The organism is Mucilaginibacter gotjawali (genome assembly GCF_002355435.1).
Classification (GTDB): Bacteria; Bacteroidota; Bacteroidia; order Sphingobacteriales; family Sphingobacteriaceae; genus Mucilaginibacter; species Mucilaginibacter gotjawali.
In genome coordinates this window covers 3,037,223-3,056,555 of the sequence record NZ_AP017313.1, presented here as the reverse complement: position 1 = coordinate 3,056,555, position 19,333 = coordinate 3,037,223, and the positions used below count along the sequence as shown (strand labels likewise).

General features: G+C 45.4%; 14 protein-coding genes. 1 reads left to right on the top strand and 13 read right to left on the bottom strand.

Annotation, left to right across the window (positions count from 1 at the left end):
• Positions 1–11 precede the first annotated feature (11 nt).
• From MgSA37_RS13555 to pbpC, 12 genes are all read right to left on the bottom strand, one after another.
• Entirely contained in the window at positions 12–1,607 is a 1,596-nt protein-coding gene (locus MgSA37_RS13555) for a M1 family metallopeptidase (RefSeq protein ID WP_157750563.1), read from the bottom strand.
• A gap of 25 nt (positions 1,608–1,632) precedes the next feature.
• Entirely contained in the window at positions 1,633–2,064 is a 432-nt protein-coding gene (locus MgSA37_RS13550; RefSeq protein WP_096352622.1) for an energy transducer TonB, read from the bottom strand.
• A 99-nt stretch (positions 2,065–2,163) separates the two neighbouring features.
• Positions 2,164–2,982: a TonB family protein gene (locus MgSA37_RS13545; protein WP_172885324.1), complete on the bottom strand. Its 819-nt coding sequence runs from the start codon at positions 2,980–2,982 to the stop codon at positions 2,164–2,166.
• Positions 2,983–2,992: 10 nt separating this feature from the next.
• Positions 2,993–3,430: an energy transducer TonB gene (locus MgSA37_RS13540; protein ID WP_096352619.1), complete on the bottom strand. Its 438-nt coding sequence runs from the start codon at positions 3,428–3,430 to the stop codon at positions 2,993–2,995.
• 4 nt (positions 3,431–3,434) lie between these two features.
• Positions 3,435–3,860 carry an energy transducer TonB gene (locus tag MgSA37_RS13535; protein WP_096352618.1) on the bottom strand — a complete coding sequence of 142 codons (426 nt, stop codon included), beginning with the start codon at positions 3,858–3,860 and terminating at the stop codon, positions 3,435–3,437.
• Between the two features lie 12 nt (positions 3,861–3,872).
• Positions 3,873–4,847: a polyprenyl synthetase family protein gene (locus MgSA37_RS13530; protein WP_096357479.1), complete on the bottom strand. Its 975-nt coding sequence runs from the start codon at positions 4,845–4,847 to the stop codon at positions 3,873–3,875.
• A 100-nt stretch (positions 4,848–4,947) separates the two neighbouring features.
• A complete protein-coding gene (gene rnr, locus MgSA37_RS13525) occupies positions 4,948–7,080 on the bottom strand; it encodes a ribonuclease R (RefSeq protein WP_096352616.1) in 2,133 nt (710 codons plus the stop codon).
• 86 nt (positions 7,081–7,166) lie between these two features.
• Positions 7,167–7,547, bottom strand: coding sequence for a type II toxin-antitoxin system VapC family toxin (locus MgSA37_RS13520; protein WP_096352615.1), 381 nt, complete (start codon positions 7,545–7,547; stop codon positions 7,167–7,169).
• Positions 7,529–7,768 carry a hypothetical protein gene (locus MgSA37_RS13515; RefSeq protein ID WP_096352613.1) on the bottom strand — a complete coding sequence of 80 codons (240 nt, stop codon included), beginning with the start codon at positions 7,766–7,768 and terminating at the stop codon, positions 7,529–7,531. The genes MgSA37_RS13520 and MgSA37_RS13515 overlap by 19 nt, the downstream gene beginning before the upstream one ends.
• Before the next feature lie 81 nt (positions 7,769–7,849).
• A complete protein-coding gene (locus MgSA37_RS13510) occupies positions 7,850–9,559 on the bottom strand; it encodes an ABC transporter ATP-binding protein (protein ID WP_096352612.1) in 1,710 nt (569 codons plus the stop codon).
• A gap of 1 nt (position 9,560) precedes the next feature.
• Positions 9,561–10,271 carry a 3'-5' exonuclease gene (locus MgSA37_RS13505; protein WP_096352610.1) on the bottom strand — a complete coding sequence of 237 codons (711 nt, stop codon included), beginning with the start codon at positions 10,269–10,271 and terminating at the stop codon, positions 9,561–9,563.
• A 127-nt stretch (positions 10,272–10,398) separates the two neighbouring features.
• Positions 10,399–12,789, bottom strand: coding sequence for a penicillin-binding protein 1C (gene pbpC, locus MgSA37_RS13500; protein WP_096352609.1), 2,391 nt, complete (start codon positions 12,787–12,789; stop codon positions 10,399–10,401).
• 9 nt (positions 12,790–12,798) lie between these two features.
• On the opposite strand from pbpC, the gene MgSA37_RS13495 reads away from it, so the two are divergent.
• Entirely contained in the window at positions 12,799–13,524 is a 726-nt protein-coding gene (locus MgSA37_RS13495; RefSeq protein WP_096352607.1) for a glycosyltransferase family 2 protein, read from the top strand.
• Positions 13,525–13,600: 76 nt separating this feature from the next.
• Here MgSA37_RS13495 and MgSA37_RS13490 read toward each other — a convergent pair whose 3' ends face one another.
• Positions 13,601–19,207, bottom strand: a complete 5,607-nt coding sequence (locus tag MgSA37_RS13490) for an alpha-2-macroglobulin family protein (protein WP_096352606.1) — start codon at positions 19,205–19,207, stop codon at positions 13,601–13,603.
• Between the last annotated feature and the right edge of the window lie 126 nt (positions 19,208–19,333).

Here is a 19,333-nt window from a genome sequence, read left to right as displayed (position 1 = left end):
CATTCATTCGATTATTCAATGATCACTTTCTTAATATAGTAATCATCCGCATCAATCACCGGGAGGGTCTTACTGGTCACCAATAAACCTTTATTGCCAATAATTACCCGCGTTGGTCCGTTTTCGGTAGTAATATCCATCGGCAGCGGGATACTCATATTCGGCAGGGTTACCATGTACTTGTCGTTACCCATGGTTTGTACATGCACTTCCAGTTTATCGGCCGAGCGCAGGTACAGGTCGAACAGAGGCTTCAGGTTTATACCCGATTCTTTGCTGAAAAACTGTTCCACATCATCCGTATTCACCAGGTTATCATACGTGTATTGCGGCGAAGTGACAAACTTTTTTATCGCCGGAAAAAAGGTGCTATCGCCCATGATATAGCAGATGGTGTGCATAAAAAACGCGCCCTTACCATAAATATCACTATTGTAAGCCGCTTCCTCATCAATATCCTTACCCATTACAATGGGTATTTTGTTGCCAAAGCGAGGCGACATGGCTTTAAACTGGTCGATATAGGCCTGCTCGCCTGCAAATTCCCGCACATAAAGCTCATCGCCAAAGGTGCAGATCCCTTCGTGGATCCAGTAGTCGGCCCAGTCTTTGGCGGTTACCTTGTTGCCCCACCATTCATGCCCGAATTCGTGGTGCAGCAGCCAGTCATAGTCTTCGCCGGCCACTTTGGCGTACCTGAATTTATTGCCGTAGGCCACCATGCTTTGGTGCTCCATACCCAGGTGCGGTGTTTCCACCAGCCCGATCTTTTCCTTTGCCCAGGGATATTCGCCGAAATATTTTTCCTGTTCGTGGATCGTCTTTACAAAAATATCCATCAGGTGTTCAGCTTTATCAGCGTGTTCATTCAGTACATAAAACTGGATGGGGACATTGGTGCCATTTACAGTGGTATACGGCCTGCTGACCACCTTATAGTCGCCGGCGTTAAAAAGAATGCTATAATTATTGATGGTATAATTTGTTTTCCAGTGATAGGTGACCTTATCAGCTGTTTTAGTGACTTTTTGTAATATACCGGGACCTGCAACTACCAGGTCCTTCGGAACGGTGATGATCAGATCAACGCCTTCATTAGGTTCATCAGAAGGATGATCTTTGCAGGGGAAATATAATTTGCCGCCGGTGCCTTCGGCGGTAATCGCCATCCACTGGTGGCCGGTGGAATCCCTTGTCCAGATGAACCCATCATCCCAGGGCGGCCGGCGGGCTACATGCGGTTTACCGCCATACACAACTTTTACACTGGCCCGGCCTGCAGGCAGTTCGTTGGCTGTGTTTATCCTGATCAGGTTGTTTTTGTATTCAAAGGGCCGTTTTTTATTATTAACCAGCACCTCTTTCACGTTCAGCGAATCCAGCAAGTCAAACAGCAGCACATGGGTGGGCTGCGCCATAATGACATCAATAGTGGTGTAGCCGTCGATGGACCGCTGGTTAAAATCGACATCCAGGGCTATGGTATAGTGGCGGATGTCCATAATGGCTTGCTCGGGTTTTAGTTTGCCGCCGGACGTGAGGGTTTGCTGGGCGTGTAGTCCTTGAGCTATAGATACAGCTAACAGGATGATCAAGATTTTGCGCATGGATGATTTATTTAAGCGATTAAAATCAATTGGCATCGTTTGTTTCCGATTCAGAATGATACCTTATCGGAAAATCATATTTTGATTTGATGGGTTGGTTGCCGCGCTTAGCCGGAATCCACTTCGGTGATTTTTTCAACAATTGAATCACTGAAGCATCAAACGATGGGGTAAGGCTTTTTACCACTTTAAAATTAGTTAAACTACCGTCTTTCTCCACATAAAAAGTTAAAACAACCTCTTGCAGCGAGTCTGCGTTTTTATTTTTTGGCCATTTCAGGTTGTTCATCACATAGGAAAAAAGTGCAGACTGGCCACCAGGAAATTCCGGAGGTGTTAAAGTCTGTTGCATTACAACAGGGCCGGCAGGCTGCCGCGGTTTTGTTGTTTTTGTTTTTGGATAAGCGATAACGCTAAGACATAGGAATGCGAAAGGAAAAAGTAAACCGTATTTCATGCTTTAAATATAATAATTCCCATTGGCCAGTATAAACCTTATCGTATTATCTTTCTTTAGCAGAGATTTAGGATTCGGTATCAACGCATTAACTGCATATCAATTTAATCCGAGGTTTATGGCAACAGGGTATTGAACCCTTACCCGCCTGCCGTTTTGAATGCCCGGAATCCATTTAGGCATCAATTTCAACAACCGTAATGCTTCGGCATCGTATTCAGGGGAAAACCCTCTTGCGATCTTAATATCACTCAAAGATCCATCCTTTTCCACAACGAATAACACAATCACTCTTCCGCCCTTACCATTTAAACCGATTTTTAATTTTTGATGATCCTTAATAAACTGGAGGAATTTTGCTATGCCGCCAGGGAATTCGGGGATTTTTTCAACCGAAGTGAATATATGGTTGGGGTCAACTTCCTCAGTAACTATAGGGCTTTCTATGGGCTCGTCAATAGTTATATCGGCGTTGTTACCCTTTGATAGCTGCACATCCTGAACGTGAACTATTTGCGCATAACGAGGAGCACGAAATTTCACGCCAATCTTTACCAATGTTGGTACCGCTACGCCATTTTTTATACCAGGCTTCCAAAGCAGGCTGTTTTTTATCAAATAAACAGCTGCGGAGTCTGTTTCAGGTGTTAGTCCTTTTATCACTTCTGCATTGGTCACCTTGCCATTTTTTTCGACAAGGAATTTTACGGCAACCATTCCCAAAGCGTGATCCGGTTTTAATATTTTGGCAGCATTTAAATCAATATAGTTGTCAAAAGCCCCGAAACCACCCGGATATACAGGGTCGGTGTCGACCTTGTTAAAGGCAGGGCCGATATCCTCCCGTGTAGTAAAAGTTTGCGCGTTTATTTTTGAGGACAGATGAACTATTGCGATTAAAAACACTAGTTTCTTCATTTGTTGATTCTTAAAAGTCATTGAAAGGGATCGGAACCGGAATACTATAAGCGACCCTTACTGGTTTGCCGTTTTGCATCCCTGGTTTCCACTTCGGGCTTAAACTAAGCACTTTTATTACGGCATCATCAATATCCTGCCTTAGCCCCCTGGCAATTTTGATTTGCGTAAGGCTCCCGTCCTTTTCTATTACGAAAGAGGCGATCACCCTACCCCTGAGATTATCGTCCAAATAAGGCAACCTGATCTTCTTTTTAAGGAACGAAAAGAATTTATCAATGCCACCGGGAAATTCGGGAGGATATTCACCCCAGGCTTGTTTTGACGTATCCGCCTTTTCCTGTATATCAACGTCAGGCGGCGTTGGAGGAGGAGGCGGTAGCGTTGTTTGCGCTTTCACGCCGATAAATGATAAAAACAAGAGCGTTGTAATTAAGAATGTTTTCATGATTTTATTCGCTTGAGTCGCTTAATGTAAAATTTATGGGCACCATATATTTCACCCTGACAAGTTTTCCGTGCTGTTTACCGGGAATCCATTTTGGTGATTTCTTTAAAACCCTAAGGGCTTCTGCGTCCATGTCGGGCCACAACTTTTTCTCCACCTTAAAATTAGTTAAACTACCGTCTTTTTCGACAATAAAACTTATTACAACACGCCCTTCGATATCAATGTCTCCGCGGACCGGCCACCTTAAGTTCTTACTTAAGAATTTGTAAAATGCCTCGTCACCACCAGGAAACTCCGGACTTCTATCAAGCGACCTCAGGTCGGTTATTATTACGTTGTTTTTTGCCCTATTAAAGGACTTTTTATTTTGCCCCTTTGCTGTGATAAAAGGTGTGAAGAAAACAAGGGTTAGGTACAGCCATTTCATACCCTAAATATACTAATTCTCCCTCACCAATAAGCCATCTGCAAAATTGCGGAGGTATTGTTTATGGGCCTCCAGCAGGTTAATGGCATCCAGGGCCATGAAGGCTTTGTCAGCAAACGCTTCCATAGCTTGCTCAGCAAATTGCCTTATGTTCAGTTCGTCGTATATTTTAGTGACGGCGGCAACCTTTTCGGTGTTATCAAACTCCTTCAAAGCTATCCAGTTATCCAGCTCTGTTTTTTGTGAACCGACGGCCAGTTCCAGCGCCCTGATGAGCAACCAGGTTTTTTTGTTGGAGATAATATCGCCGCCCACCTGTTTGCCGAATTTATCCGGATCGCCATACACATCCAGGATATCGTCCTGCAGCTGGAAAGCAATACCCAGGTACTCGCCGAAATTATAGAGTAATTCTGCATCCTGCATTTCTGCTCCGCCAATTAAAGCGCCTATTTTTAACGCCCCGCCCAATAATACCGAAGTTTTCAGGCGGATCATTTCCAGGTATTCATCCACATGTACTTCTGTGCGTTGCTCAAAATCCATATCCAGTTGCTGGCCTTCGCAGACACCTAAAGCGGTTTTGTTAAAAACATCCAGCACTTCGCGCAGCAAATGATCTTCCACCTTCATCATCAACTGGTAACTTAATACCAGCATGGCATCACCGGATAATATGCCCGTATTATGTCCCCAGCGTTCGTGTACGGTTATTTTTCCACGACGGAGTGGAGCATTATCCATTATATCATCATGCATCAGCGTGAAGTTATGGAATACCTCAATAGCAAGGGCAGGAGAACTAGCAGCATTAACATCGCCGCCAAACAATTCGCAGGCCATTAACAGCAGGGCAGGGCGCATCCTCTTACCGCCGAGGGATAGGATATAACTAACAGGTTCGTATAAAGTATCTGGATTGGCAGGAAGGTCCAGTTTGTTTACGGCTTCGCCTATGATGGATTGTAGTTCTTTCAGGTGTTTCATTTTTTGGTTGATTGGGTTGATTAGGTTGATTAAGTGAGTGGTTGGGGGCATCGCAACTTAATCCAACTAAATAAACTTAATCAACCCAATAAACTACTCACTAACTCACCAGCGAAAAGTCAATCTGCTTCTTCGTCAGATCCACATTTTTCACACGGATTTTCACCTCATCGCCCAGCTGGTAAACCTTCTTTTTACGCTGGCCGATGATGGCGTAGTTTTTTTCGTCTAAAGTATAAAAGTCGTCGGATATATCGCGCAGGCGAATCATTCCTTCGCATTTATTTTCAATAATTTCAACATACATACCCCATTCGGTAACGCCCGAGATCACACCACTGTAAACATTGCCCACCTGGTCTTTTAAAAATTCGGCCTGTTTGTATTTGATAGAGGCGCGTTCAGCATCAGAGGCCTTCTTTTCCATTTGCGAACTGTGCTGGCAAAGCTTTTCGTAATGCTCGGCATTAGCGCTTTGTCCGCCATTCAGATAATGGAATAGCAAGCGGTGCACCATCACATCCGGGTAACGGCGGATCGGAGAGGTAAAGTGGGTATAATGGTCAAAAGCCAGTCCATAATGGCTGCTGCTTTTGGTAGTATAAATGGCTTTGGCCATAGAGCGGATAGCGAGTTGGGTCAACACATTCTGTTCCTTTTTGCCTTCCACATCCTCCATTAAATAATTCAGGGATTTTGCTGTTTCTTTATCCGATTTGGTGTTGATCTTATACCCAAACCTCGCCGCAAACTGGGCAAAATTGGCCAGCGCTTCAGGTTTTGGCGTATCATGAACGCGGTAAACAAAGGTATATTTATGCTTGCCTTTACCCATTTTGCTTACATACTCGGCTACTTTTTTATTGGCGAGCAACATAAAATCCTCAATCAATTTATGGGCATCCTTACGTTCTTTAACATATACGCCGACAGGCTTGCCTGTCTCATCCAGTTTGAACTTAACCTCAGTGGTTTCAAAACTGATGGCGCCATTTTTGAACTTTCGGTCGCGCAGTTTGTGGGCCAGGGCATTTAGTTTGAGTATTTCATAAGTAAAGTCGCCGGTTTTGGTTTCTATCACTTCCTGCACTTCTTCGTAAGCAAAACGCCTGTCTGAATGGATGATGGTTTTTCCAAACCATTCGGTAATGATATGCGCCTCTTCATTCATTTCGAATACCGCCGAAAAGCAAAGCTTATCCTCTTTTGGGCGCAAAGAGCATAAACCGTTCGAAAGGCGTTCAGGAAGCATCGGGATCACCCTGTCAACCAGGTAAACCGATGTTCCGCGTTCGTCGGCCTCTTTATCCAGTGCTGAATCAGGTTTAATATAATGCGATACATCAGCAATATGCACCCCGACCTCGTAATTGCCATTTTCCAGTTGTTTAAAGGAAAGTGCATCGTCAAAATCCTTGGCATCAAATGGGTCGATGGTGAAAGTGGTTGTATTTCTGAAATCCCGCCTTTTGGCGATCTCTTCTTTGGTAATCATATCAGAAATCTCTTCGGATTCATGTTCAACTTCGGCAGGGAACGACAATGGGAAACCGTATTCAGCCAGAATGGCATTCATTTCGGTATCATTCTCACCCTGTACACCCAGGATCTGCTTGATACGGCCAATAGGGTTTTTAGCTTCAGCCGGCCAGTCGGTGATCTCGGCGATTGCCTTTATCCCGTTTTTAGCGCCGTTAAGGTCGCTTAGAGGGATAAAAATATCGTGCATCATCTTCCGGTCGTCCGGGATGAAGAATGCGAACCGCTCTGAGAGTTTTACGATACCCGTAAACTCCATTTTAGCGCGTTCGATGATCTCAATTACTTCACCTTCTTTATTTTTGCCTTTGCTTTTGGCATAAACGTAAACTTTTACTTTATCGCCGTTAAGGGCATTGCGCAGTTTGCGTGGCGCTACAAAAATATCGTTCTCAAACTCATCATTGGTGACGATAAATGCTGAGCCGTCGTTGGTCATATCGACCACGCCTTCGATAAAGGTTTTGAGCACCAGCAGCTGGAATTTCCCGGGAGTAAGTTCCTTTAAACCCCCTTTTTTTGATTCATCTTTCAGAATATCAAAGATGATTTCGCGTGCTTCCGGGTCGCGGACGTTGAGTTTGGCAGAAACTTGTTTATAATTTAATGGCGTATTGCCGTTTTGTTCGAATATATCCAGTACCATTTGCGTAAGCACCTGGTTGATGGAAGAGTTGTTTTTCTTTTTAGACATGGGTATTATTTGTGCAAAGATACAGAAGTTTTGAAAGCAGATTGCGAGCGGACTGAAGTAGAAAATAAATCCTGATAAATTTATTTCTATAAAAGATAAGGGTCAGTGCAAATGAGTCCGTCAATCTTTTCAAAATCCTTTATGTTCCTTGTAAGTAAATTAAGCTTATTGGTTAGCGCGGTGGCTGCTATTATAGCGTCAGGAAGCTTCACCCGGTAACGTTTCCTGATTTCTATTGATTGCAAAATTATGTCTTCTTCCAAATTGAAAACCGTTGAAGCAGCTATGAAACCAGTTAAGATCTTAATTTGCTGATCGGAAGCTTTTTGCCACCCGAGTAGTTCAATCCGCGAAATTACTGAGAGTTGAATGGGAATATTGTCTAATAATCTAATTGACGAAACCGGCAGTTTATTTTCGAGATAATCAATAATGGTATTCGTATCTGTTAAATATCGTTGTTCCATTCGTTACGAATATCCTTTAGATGATTTTGAAAATCTTCATACTGCTCATTCGTTAAGTTTAAAGCTCCTCTAAAATCCGATGGTTTCTTCTTTTCGGGTTTACTTTCTTTATTTATTTCGTCAACAGCATAAAGAAGAACCTCTATCTGTTTGCCTACGTAATTTTCAGGTATATGAATCGACACATCCTGTTTTTCCGGGGTTATTAAGGTACGTATCATTTTATTTTAGCGGATAGATTAATTCATTTATACACAAATTTACACATTATAAATAACAATTTTACGCCTTCGGAAAGAACATCATGCTACAGCACCGGGTATCGAGGCAATTAACCGCTTCGTATACTCTTCCTTAGGATGATAATAAATCTCATCAGGATCGCCCATTTCAACAATTTCGCCTTTATTCATCACCATCATCCGGTCAGAAATGTGTTTGATCACGGCCAGATCATGTGAAATAAAGATATAGGTGAGGTTAAATTCCTGCTGCAGTTCCCGGATCAGGTTAAGCACCTGGGCCTGTACAGATACATCCAGCGCCGAAACAGATTCATCGCAAATGATAAATTTTGGCTGCAGGGCCAATGCCCGGGCAATGACGATGCGCTGCCTTTGTCCGCCCGAAAATTCATGCGGGTAGCGGTTAAAGTGCTCCGGCGGCAGGTTTACGCGTTCCAGCAGCTCCAAAACTTTGCGTTTTCGCTTGGTGTCATTGGCATAAAACCGGTGAACCTGTAAGGGTTCCATCAAGGAATCACCCACGGTGAGGCGCGGGTTTAGAGAGGAGTAGGGATCTTGGAAAATGATCTGGATATTGCGCCTGATCTCCCTTAATTCATTCTTTTTAAGGCTGCGCAGGTCGGTATTCTCAAAATTGATGCTGCCGGAAGTGGGTTCTATCAACCTTAAAATACTGCGGCCCAAAGTAGTTTTTCCGCAGCCTGATTCGCCCACAAGTCCAAGGGTTTCGCCGGGATATACGTTGAAACTAACCTCATTAACCGCTTTTACCAAACCCTTCGACTTGCCAAATACATTATGAACAGTTGGAAACCACGTATTTAAGTGACTTATCTTGAGTAAGGGTTCCTGTTCGTATAATTTCCGCTCTCTTTCCTTTATTTCTCCAGGTTGATACAAATAGCCTTCCCTTATTTTTTCGATGCTGGCGGCTTTCTTATTTTCACTATCCAGGAAATCTGATACAACAGGCAGCTTTTTCAAACGCCAGGCAGGCGAGGGGCGGCAAGCCAGCAATCCTTTAGTATAAGGGTGTTTGGGATGAGCGAACAGAGTTTTAACCGGGGCCTCTTCCACAACCTCGCCCTTATACATCACCATAACCCGGTCGGCAATTTCGCTGATCACTGCCAGATCGTGCGAAATAAAGATCAGGCTCATGTTCCGTTCAGCTTTCAGCTTGTGTAATAATTCGATAATCGTTTTTTGAACGGTAACATCCAGCGCGGTGGTGGGTTCATCGGCAATCAATATTTCCGGGTTGCAGGAAAGCGCCATCGCGATCATCACCCTTTGTTTTTGTCCACCGGAGATCTGGTGCGGGTAACTGTCGAAAATAGCCTCAGGGCGTGGCAGTTGTACTTCTTTAAATAAAGCGATGGTTTTGGCCTTCGCTTCTGCTTTGTTTATGGCAAGATGTAATTGTATCGCTTCTGTAATTTGAAAACCGCAGGTTAAAACCGGGTTGAGGGAGGTCATGGGTTCCTGGAAGATCATGGCGATCTGGTGGCCCCTGATCGTCCGCATTTCCGTCTCGGGGATTTTGCACAAGCTTTTATCATTCAGCAATACCTGCCCGCTGATTACCGCTTGCTTTTCATCCAGCAGGCGCATCAGGGCAAGCGAAGTAACCGACTTTCCTGAACCAGATTCGCCCACAATGCCAATCGTCTCGCCTTTATTTAAGTGGAAGGAAATGCCTTTAACCGCCTCAAAATAGCCGCTTTGTGTTTTAAACTTAATGTTCAGGTCGGTTACTTTCAGCATTTTAAAAGCCCACGAGAGTTATAGATTCATCCGGGATCAATTCTTCGCCCCGGTATCGCCTTAGCAACTGAGCCGTTGCAACTACATCTTTCTGGCAGTAAGTCGCTATTCTTTCCAGCTGGTTCTCTACCCAGTAAACACGCCCAACCATACTGCCGTCAATATCATCTTTTGGGGTAGGGATGTTAAAAATAGCGGTCAACAATGCTAACGAAGTATAGTTTTTATAATCGCCAAACTTCCATAGCTCCATGGTATCCAGGTGGTTAATTTCCCATGGCTTTTTACCGGAAATTTCCAGCTGGGATGGAATCTTTACGCCATTGATCAGCATCCTGCGGCAGATGTACGGGAAATCAAACTCCTTTCCGTTGTGCGCGCACAATATCAAACTTGGCGGCTGGCTAACCAACAAAGCGGCAAATTTTTCGAGAAGCTCTTTTTCGTCATGCGAGAAAAAAGATTTAACCCTGAGTCCGGTATTTCTCCCATTGATGAAGATGCCTACCGAGATACAAATGATCTTGCCAAATTCGGCCCAGATGCCGGCGCGTTCATAGAATTCTTCCGCGGTTTCTTCTTTCCGCTGGTATTGCGTCTTCAAATCCCATAGTTTTTGAAAATGATCCGGCACATCGGCAAAACTGCTGTATTGCGGAACGGTTTCAATATCAAGCACCATCAGGTTATGAAGGTCGTATTGTTCAAGCATTTTTTGTTTGTTACAATCCAAATATAAGGAATATGCCGGAAACGCCTCACCTAAATCCTCTCCAAAGGAGAGGACTTTAGCTGCACTCTTTTTTAGCCCTCTCCTTTGGAGAGGGTTGGGTGAGGCTTCATTTCTCCAGCACCTCAAACCCCACATGCACCATATTCCCATTCCCATCAACCAAAGTTAAAGTATGTTTCCCGGGCGGCGGGTTTAAAGCCAATTGGTGAAAATCCTGCGTTTCGCCCACATACTCATCATCCAGGTGCCAGAATATTTTAACGCCGTTTTGCCGGTGCGCGGCATCAAACACTACACGGCCGCGACTGCCATCTGCCTCCAGCGGAACGTATATTTTTGCGCCTTCTTTGGGGTAAATGATCTCCATAGGGTTACTACGTTCGCCCTGCGCGCAATCTGGCCTGAACGGAGGCAGTACATGGTACTGATAGCTCCTGCTTTTGTAATAATATTCCATAGATGGTGGCAGCACAAACCATTTTTTGTTGATGATCTGGTCGGGCGGTACGCAATTGCCTGTTACCTGCCATTTGCCATCGGCGCTTAAGTGCACCAGCTGGTGCCAGGGGCATACCGGCGCGTTCAGGCCTCCTTTGGGGACATATTCATCATAAGTATCCTCGCAATACTCGCCGGCGCGAAAACCGCTTTGTTTGCAAACTTTTATTTTGACCATTTCGCCAACCGGCATATCAAACCACTGGCGTGTAACGGGCAGCAGGCGGAAGATCTCAAACATGGCCGGGGCGGCGGTGTTAATGCCCGTTAATCCGGGCCTTCCTTCGCCATCGGTATTACCGACCCAAACCGCGACGACATATTTGGGGGTGATGCCAATGGCCCAGCCATCCCGGAAACCAAAGCTGGTGCCTGTTTTCCAGGCGATGCGCTGGGTAGAACTGAACCTGTTCCAAAGCATTTCCTCACCGGGGCGCATTACTTCTTCCATGGCCTGTAGGGTGTAGTAAATAGATCCGGCATCCAGCAGGCCTGTTTTTTGCAGGTCGGGCTTTTTTGCCGGCGCGATGGTATAAACCGGGTTATGGTAATCGGCGGGATCGTATTTGCCGTTGTATTTGTTGTAATGATTGAGCACACGGGCCATATCGGCGTATGATCCAGCCAATTCCCAAAGCGTATTTTCGCCTCCGCCCAGTATCAGCGACAAACCATAGTGGCTGGCAGGTTTATTCAGGGTCGTCATGCCAATTTTGTGCAACTGGTCGTAAAACCTGTCGCTTTTATATTGTTGCAGCAGCCTTACTGCCGGAACATTTAACGACCGCGACAATGCCTGTGAGGCCGGTACCGCCCCATCATAAACCAAATCGAAGTTTTTAGGGTGAAAGCTTAGTATTTGAGTTGGAATATCGGGCAATAAACTATTTGGCAGGATCAACCCATCATGCATAGCGGAGGCATACAACAATGGTTTTAAAGTACTTCCGGGGCTTCGCGGCGCATTTACTACATCTACGTCGCTTTGCATCGTCGAATCTTCCGGGTGCGAAATATTGCCCGCATAGGCTAAAGTAGCTCCCGTTTCCACATCCAGCACCACAGCCGCTATGTTGTTGATATCATTGGCTTTTAATTGCTGGTGATGCCGCTCCAGTATCTGGTTTACCTGGCGCTGCAGGTTAGTTTGGATGGTTGTCTTCAACCGGGTATCACCAAAACGTTTGGCCTGGCTATCCACCTTAAACCGTTCCAGCAGGTGAGGGGCAAGCTGCGGCAGGGGCAGGGGCAGATCAGGAACAGACTCCAGCTTGGCAAGTGATGCGGTGGCGGCATCAATAATTCCCTGCTTTACCAGTTTATCCAGCAGCATGTTTCGTTTCTTTAACAATGTCGCCCGGTTTTTGCCAGGATTGACAAGGGATGGCGCATTGGGCAGCACCGCCATCGCGGCCATCTCTCCCCATGATAATTTATCAGGACTGCGCCCGAAATAACGCCAGGAAGCGGCGTCCAATCCAACCACATTACTGCCAAAAGGTGCATTGCTGGCATACAATGATAATATTTCACTTTTTTTATAGCCGCATTCCAGCCGCATGGCCATAAAAATCTCTTTTAGCTTATTCAGATAAGTACGTCTATCTTTCGTTGCAAGCCTGATCACCTGCATAGAAATAGTACTACCGCCGCTTTCAACTTTTCCCGAACCAAAGTTTTGTTTAAAGGCCCTGCCCAAAGCCAGTACATCAAAACCGGGGTGGTGCATAAAGCGCTTATCCTCAAAGGTGATGATACATTGCTTAAACTTTTCGGGCACTTCGGCATTTGGCGGGAAGCGCCATTGGCCATCGGAGGCAATAGCAGCGCCGAGCAAATTACCGTTGGCATCGTCAATAACGTAGGAGGTTGAGCTTTTGAAAAGCGGATTTGGCAGGCAAAACCAAAACAGCAGGCCCGACACACCTAAAAACGAAAGTATTATTATTATTTTTGGCCTTTTCAAAAAGGCTTTTACACCACTTAAACTCAGTTTCATTTAATTAGGATGAAGATACATAAGTTATCCATTGTTATCCCTGCATACAACGAAGGAAATACGATCCATTTGATTTTAAACAAAATTAAAGCCGTAAACCTGATCGATAATATTCAAAAAGAACTCATTATTGTTAACGATTGCTCCAGCGACCATACCGAAGAAGCTGTTAGCGCTTATAAATCAGAAAACCCGGACCTCGGGATCAGTTACTTTAAGCACGAGACCAACAAGGGCAAAGGTGCCGCCATCCATACGGGTATCTCCAAAGCAACGGGCGAATACCTGATCATCCAGGATGCCGACTTGGAATATGACCCCGAAGAATACAACGACTTGCTGAAACCTGTTTGCAACGGCTTTGCCGATGTGGTTTACGGCTCGCGTTTTATGGGCAGCAACCCGCACCGTATTTTATTCTTCTGGCATACCATCGGTAACCGCTGGCTTACTTTCGCCTCCAACATGTTCAGTAACCTGAACCTGACGGATATGGAAACCTGCTACAAGCTTTTTGATACCAAACTCATCCAATCCATCAAATTAACTGAGCAACGCTTTGGCTTTGAGCCGGAGGTTACCCAAAAAATTGCCCGCGTACCCAGGATCCGTATTTACGAAGTTGGTATTTCCTATTACGGCCGTACTTACGATGATGGCAAAAAGATCGGCTGGAAAGATGGCGTCAGGGCGATTTATTGTATTTTGAAGTATGGACTTTTTAGAGTTGATTAGGTTGATTGAGTTGGATTAAGTTGATTAGGTTAGCTTTTCCGGATACTAACCTAATCAACCCAATCAACAATTCAACTTACCTAACTACTTCTACCCATTGCCCTTTCAATAACGCGCTGATGGATTTGTTGTACATCGCTTCGCACAAAGTTGCCGGCAGGTAGTATTTACCTGCATAGGCCGCATTCAGCATGACGTTATACTTCAGTTCCTTACCTTCCGGGATGCCAAAATAGGTGTAAACCCGGTCATCCCTGATATCGAGGTAGTCGTAATCTGAAGATGCAAACGCGTCTTCTGTACCCGTGAGCCTTGAATTCAGTATTTCCCAGCCCGAAGGGAAGATCTGCGTCAACGCCATATTCTGGTAAAAGCCTTTATGCCCGGGGTTTTTAACCACTACCTGCGCTACAAAATCGGTTCCCTGTTTTAATTTGGCAGGATCGAGGATATGGCCGTCAAGCGTAGTATAACTGATGCGCAGGTCCAAAACGTCCGGGTTGATGATGGATGCTACATCCTGGGCGGCAGCAGGTTGACCCGACTGGATTAACCTGATATACAATTTATTTTTGCCGTTGTTTTTAACAGATACATTGCCTCCGTTTGCTGCTACTGCATTTTGCCACAAGTAGGAAGATGAGTTAACATTTGCGCTCGTCGACCCCGTCTTGTAATTAAACATCAGTTTGGCCGACGTTTTATTTTTTCCGCAATATTCCGCTATCGCAATGAGCGAATAGGCAGTAGTTTGTGTACTGTACCAATCATCTTCTGATAGTCGTGCCGCAACTGTGCGCAATTGCGCCGAGGCCTGCGGTCTGCCCAGCAGGGTAAGTGTTTCCAGGATCATAGCATCGTCTCTTAAATCTGAGCCGTAGGTGCCATAAAGCGAGTAGTAAGGCTTGATGGTTAATGGCAAGCCGTTGATCAGTTGCATCCCTGTTTCTGGTTGCCCCGCCAGTTTATAGGCGGCTGCCAAGCGCCATTTTGCTTCGATACTCAGGTATGGGAATTCCCGCAACCTGTTCATCGCGCCCATTTCCGGTGCCCTGGCTAAAGCCAAAAGGTATAAACGGTAAGCCTGGATCAGGTCCGAACCGTAAAAGCTGCGGCTATCCGGGGCCCAGGTTTGCGCTTTTTGTCTCTCATACATTTTCCAGTGTTCCAAAAAGCCTATGGGCAGGCTGTAGCCTTTGTCCTGCGCGGCCATCATAAAATGCCCGGCGTAATTGGTTCCCCATTCGTCGGCATCGCCAACACCCGGCCAGTAGCTTAAACCACCGTCTGTGAGCTGGAAGCCGTTCAACCGGTTAATGGTTATTTTGATATTCCGTTCGGTTTCGGCTTTTTGCCTTGGACTAAGATCAAGCAACTGGTCTAAGTAGAGCTGCGGGAAGGCCGATGAGGTAGTTTGCTCCACGCAGCCATACGGATACTCGATCAGATAATTCAATCGCTTAGCGAGGTTTAATGGCGGGATAGACGCCACCATCAGCGTAGCCTTATTGGTTCCGGTAATGCCGACTGCGTTATATGCCGCGCTCCAGCTTTCGCCTGGTTGCAATTCTTTTTCCTGGATCTTGGTAACAGGTGGGTTGGGATTGCGAACATTCATCTCCACATCATAGGAAGAAGTCTCCTTACCGCTCTTTGCCGTTATCCTCACCCTGCCAACACCCACAAAATCCCTTACATCCAAATCGAAGGTCACCAGCTGGTCGCCTGTTTTGGTAAAGGTGATTGTTTTTTGATTGTTCCCGCTGAGGTTGCTGAACATATTCGATTGTACCTGCAGGTTTACCGTTTTAACACTATTCTCCATGGCGAAAACAGTTACCGGCAACTGGATTTTTTCGGACGGCCCCAAAACGCGCGGTAAAGTAGCAAGGATCATTAACGGCTTTTTAACCGCGACATATTTATCGGTTTGCCCGTAAGCGCCGTCGTGTCCGGCAATCACCATTACTTTTACCATGCCTACATATTGCGGCAAAGTAAAGGCATGGGTTTGTTTTTCGCCTGCGGCCAGCTTAAATGGCCCTAAGAACTTCACCACCGGCTTAAAGCGATTTACCGCAACATTGTGGTTTGCCCCGGCCGTGCCATCGCCACCGATGCTTAAAATACGTTCCAGCCCTGTTCCGTAGGCGCCTATTACATAGTCAAACAAATCCCATGTTTTTACGCCCAGCGCTTCGCGGGCATAAAAGGTTTCATGCGGCTGCGGCGTTTTGTAATTGGTGATATCCAGCAAACCTTCATCTACTATTGCAATGGTGTAGGTCATTTCCTTTCCGGAGGCTTCAGATACGGTAACCGAGGATTGCGTTTCCGGCCTGATCTTATCCGGCATGCTGATCACCGGTTTCAACACAGTTTCCGGATCCTCAACAGCTAACGGTATCGCACCGTACATCCTGATAGGTAAATCATTTTTCGTTTGTGAATGCCTTTGCAGCAGCGTTACGTTCACAAAAATATTTGGCGCCATGCCCGGCTCAATTTTAAAAGTATAACGGGTTTGGCCTTTTTTGGTGTCTATCCAGTTTGTTTTAATCACCTTGCTGCCATTTTCAAGGCTGATCAAGGCATGCCCGTCGGACATGGTAGGAATCGTCAATGTCGCTTCTTCACCAACCTTGTAATTGGTTTTATCCGAAGTGAATGATAACATGGATGCTTCGGTAGGATTAGTTTCCTGCAGGCGTGCCGACCAATTTGGCCAGTCTACATAAATGATCTTACCGGTAGAGTGGCCGGTTTGCGGATCTTTTATGCGCAAAAGGTAACGGCCCCAGTCCGCCTGTTTAACATGCATGTTCCATTGTGCATGGCCGTTTTCTACACGAACGTTCTCCGCTTTAATCAGTTTGTTGTATTTATCCTGGGTAAAATTGCTCAGTTCATTGCCGCTTTCGTCCCACCACCAGCGCCACTGTATCTTATAAAGCTCCAGTTCAACCGTACGGCTGCCTTCAAATGGTTTGCCTTTCGTATCAACATCGGCAATATCAATCAGGTTGTCCTTATCAGTGTACAACATCCCCGAGAGGTCGCTGCCTTTAGGTGTTCTTAGTCCAACATAACCTGGGTATACATTATAAGGCATACTCATGGACTGTATGCTGAAATTACCTCCCGGTTCAAATACCTTAATGAGGAAATTAGCGGACAGCTGCCCCGGCGCCTGTTTCTCAACATTGATGTCCGGATTTACCCGCGCGTTGCCGTTGGCATCCAGGCGACCGTCAAACATCGTGGCGGTTTGGGTGGTGAAGCCGAGTGTTGGGTCGTCAAAATCATAACCCTCGTAATTTTTAAAGCTGGTTGTTTTGGGGGTGAGAAAAGCATCGATTTTAGCCTTCAAATTTTGCGCCGTGCCGCCAAACAGCCATTGTGCCGAAAGCGTACCTTTATTATCGGCTCCTTTTGTTAACTCCGTTGCTCCGCCAAAAGTAAGATTCAGCTTCAGCCGGTTTGGCATAATGGTTTCAATCTTCACATTCTTCTCAAATATGGCACCGCCAACTTTTACTTTAGCACTCCAGTTGCCGGTAGGGGATGAAGTTTCCGTTGCTGTGTGGAAGCTATAAAAGCCATCGACAGAGGCCGTTTGCGTAATCCGCCGGTACAATTTACCATTCGGATCGTACAGCTCAAACTCAACCGGGTGATCGGGGGGTAAGGTCTTCAATTTATCTTCAAGAATAAACGACATAAAAATAGAGTCACCCGGACGCCACACGCCGCGCTCGCCATATAGAAATCCTTTCAATCCTTTTTGTACCTGGTCGCCGCCCACATTAAAACGGGAGAGTGGCAGCGAACTGCCGTCATCTACCTTTAAATAACCTCGCTCGGCGCCGTTTTTGGCCACCAGCAAATAAGGTTTACGCTTCAGTTCGAATTTGGCAAAGCCGTCGCCATCTGAGGTGCCTTTGTACAATACCTGTTTCTGGTAGTCCAATAACTCCAGGTCGACGCCCGGCATCGGTTTGGCTGTTAAAATATTGGTTACGGCCACAATCATGTTATTATCGCTGCCGCGTTTGGCAATCAGGCCAATGTTTGAGGCGATGATATTTCGTGTTGCCCAGCGGTCCTTGGTAAAGTAGGAATTGGTGCAGGGATCATCTTTTTGCTGCCAGTCGAAGCCTTCGGGATAATAATTATCATACCTCGACCAAAAATCATCGTCTTCATCACTCACTTTTGCGGTATTGCTATCGCTGTTGCCACCTTCGCCATCGCCTTCGTATTCATCACCGTTATCGCTTTTTCCAATTTTAGGACTGCCCAATGAGCAATTAAAAAGCGAGTATTCTTTCCTGAAACCGATAATCACCCTGTAAATAGCGCCTGGTTCGGTGCGCATCAGCTGATCCAGATCCAGCATAAAACGGTTCTTTTTATTCAGGTTTAGGCTTTTGTCGGCGTCCAGCCTGATGGTTTTTTGAACCACAGGTCGGCCCACGTGCCGTAACTCATCCCCGCCGTTAAATCCGTTGTTCTGAAAATACTGCGGAACGTTATCAGCATAAATTTTAATGATGCTCACATCAACTGAGTTCAGGTTAACTGCTTCAAAGGGCATCATCAGTTTGCCTGAATCAGGCAGGATAACGCCTTTGCCTGGAATGGTTACCGATGGCATCCGGTTTTCGAAGAATACATTTGCGGTGTAGGCTTTTTTTATTTTTTGATGGGAGATATTTTCAACACCCTCATTTACAAATGCATTGTAATTCCCCTCCAGTTGCATGGGGGCATAAACTTTTACGGTACTGCCTTCAATGGTATAGGCCGGGTCGGTTACATTTTCGAGACCGATCAATCCATTGAGTTCCTGGCCAACTTTTATCGCATCCGAAAACTGGATCAATACATATTGATCCTGGTCCTGCACGGCTTTAATATCCAGCACTTTAAAATCGCCTATCGCCGGGATCACAAACTCCTGGCTGCCTTTTTTATCGATCCCAAGGCCGCTGCCATCCCAGGTTACCGTTAAGTTATTCACCTTGTTTTTTTCACGCTTCAATTGCGTTATGGTAAACTGGTGCGTTTTGGTGATGCCATTATGTTGCCAGGTTACCTGTACCGGGAATGGGAAACTGGTATTGAGCATTTTCTCGATACCGGCAAAATCTTCATTATCCGCCGTCTGAACAAAGCCGGTCAGCTTCATTTTATCGATAGAAGTATTGGTGGCGGTTTGCAAACCATTAAAGCCTACGGTAAAATCGGGTTTAATGGTTTGAAAGCCGAATTTAAATTCATTAAAATGATCAGGAACGTTGAGGATTTTGTTCAACTTAAAGTCGGCGGTATAACTTTTATCGGGGTCAAGCTTCTCTGCCGGCCTGAACTCAATTGTACGGGCATCCACCCAATAAGCTTTGCCTTTTATGGATGGGGAAAACTCAAAAACCTGGTCGCTGAGTGCTGCATTTTGTTCGTGGCTGGTTTGTACATCACCCGCAAGTTTAATGCGGATAGGGCTTTCTTTAGAAATTACGCCGGTGGTATACGACTCGATGTACTTGCTGAATGCCGGGTCAATTTCTTGTTTTTTGTGATGGTGAAAAATAATAAAAGCAATAAGAATTGCGAGCGTAAACGTGACGCCGATGGTAATTAATCCCCTCCGACTATTGGAGAGGCCTTGAAAAGTGTTCATGGAAATGACTGGATTAAGAACCGAAAGTTAAATAATTTTTGACATAAAATAATATTTTGAAAAAATTATTTTTAGCCGATGATTATTGGCAAAACAGGCACTCATGCCGAATGAAGACTGTAAATT

Coding starts and splice junctions, on each gene's coding strand:
- MgSA37_RS13555 (WP_157750563.1), bottom strand. CDS start 1,607: ATGCGCAAAATCTTGATCATCCTGTTAGCTGTATCTATAGCTCAAGGA.
- MgSA37_RS13550 (WP_096352622.1), bottom strand. CDS start 2,064: ATGAAATACGGTTTACTTTTTCCTTTCGCATTCCTATGTCTTAGCGTT.
- MgSA37_RS13545 (WP_172885324.1), bottom strand. CDS start 2,982: ATGAAGAAACTAGTGTTTTTAATCGCAATAGTTCATCTGTCCTCAAAA.
- MgSA37_RS13540 (WP_096352619.1), bottom strand. CDS start 3,430: ATGAAAACATTCTTAATTACAACGCTCTTGTTTTTATCATTTATCGGC.
- MgSA37_RS13535 (WP_096352618.1), bottom strand. CDS start 3,860: ATGAAATGGCTGTACCTAACCCTTGTTTTCTTCACACCTTTTATCACA.
- MgSA37_RS13530 (WP_096357479.1), bottom strand. CDS start 4,847: ATGAAACACCTGAAAGAACTACAATCCATCATAGGCGAAGCCGTAAAC.
- rnr (WP_096352616.1), bottom strand. CDS start 7,080: ATGTCTAAAAAGAAAAACAACTCTTCCATCAACCAGGTGCTTACGCAA.
- MgSA37_RS13520 (WP_096352615.1), bottom strand. CDS start 7,547: ATGGAACAACGATATTTAACAGATACGAATACCATTATTGATTATCTC.
- MgSA37_RS13515 (WP_096352613.1), bottom strand. CDS start 7,768: ATGATACGTACCTTAATAACCCCGGAAAAACAGGATGTGTCGATTCAT.
- MgSA37_RS13510 (WP_096352612.1), bottom strand. CDS start 9,559: ATGCTGAAAGTAACCGACCTGAACATTAAGTTTAAAACACAAAGCGGC.
- MgSA37_RS13505 (WP_096352610.1), bottom strand. CDS start 10,271: ATGCTTGAACAATACGACCTTCATAACCTGATGGTGCTTGATATTGAA.
- pbpC (WP_096352609.1), bottom strand. CDS start 12,789: ATGAAACTGAGTTTAAGTGGTGTAAAAGCCTTTTTGAAAAGGCCAAAA.
- MgSA37_RS13495 (WP_096352607.1), top strand. CDS start 12,799: ATGAAGATACATAAGTTATCCATTGTTATCCCTGCATACAACGAAGGA.
- MgSA37_RS13490 (WP_096352606.1), bottom strand. CDS start 19,207: ATGAACACTTTTCAAGGCCTCTCCAATAGTCGGAGGGGATTAATTACC.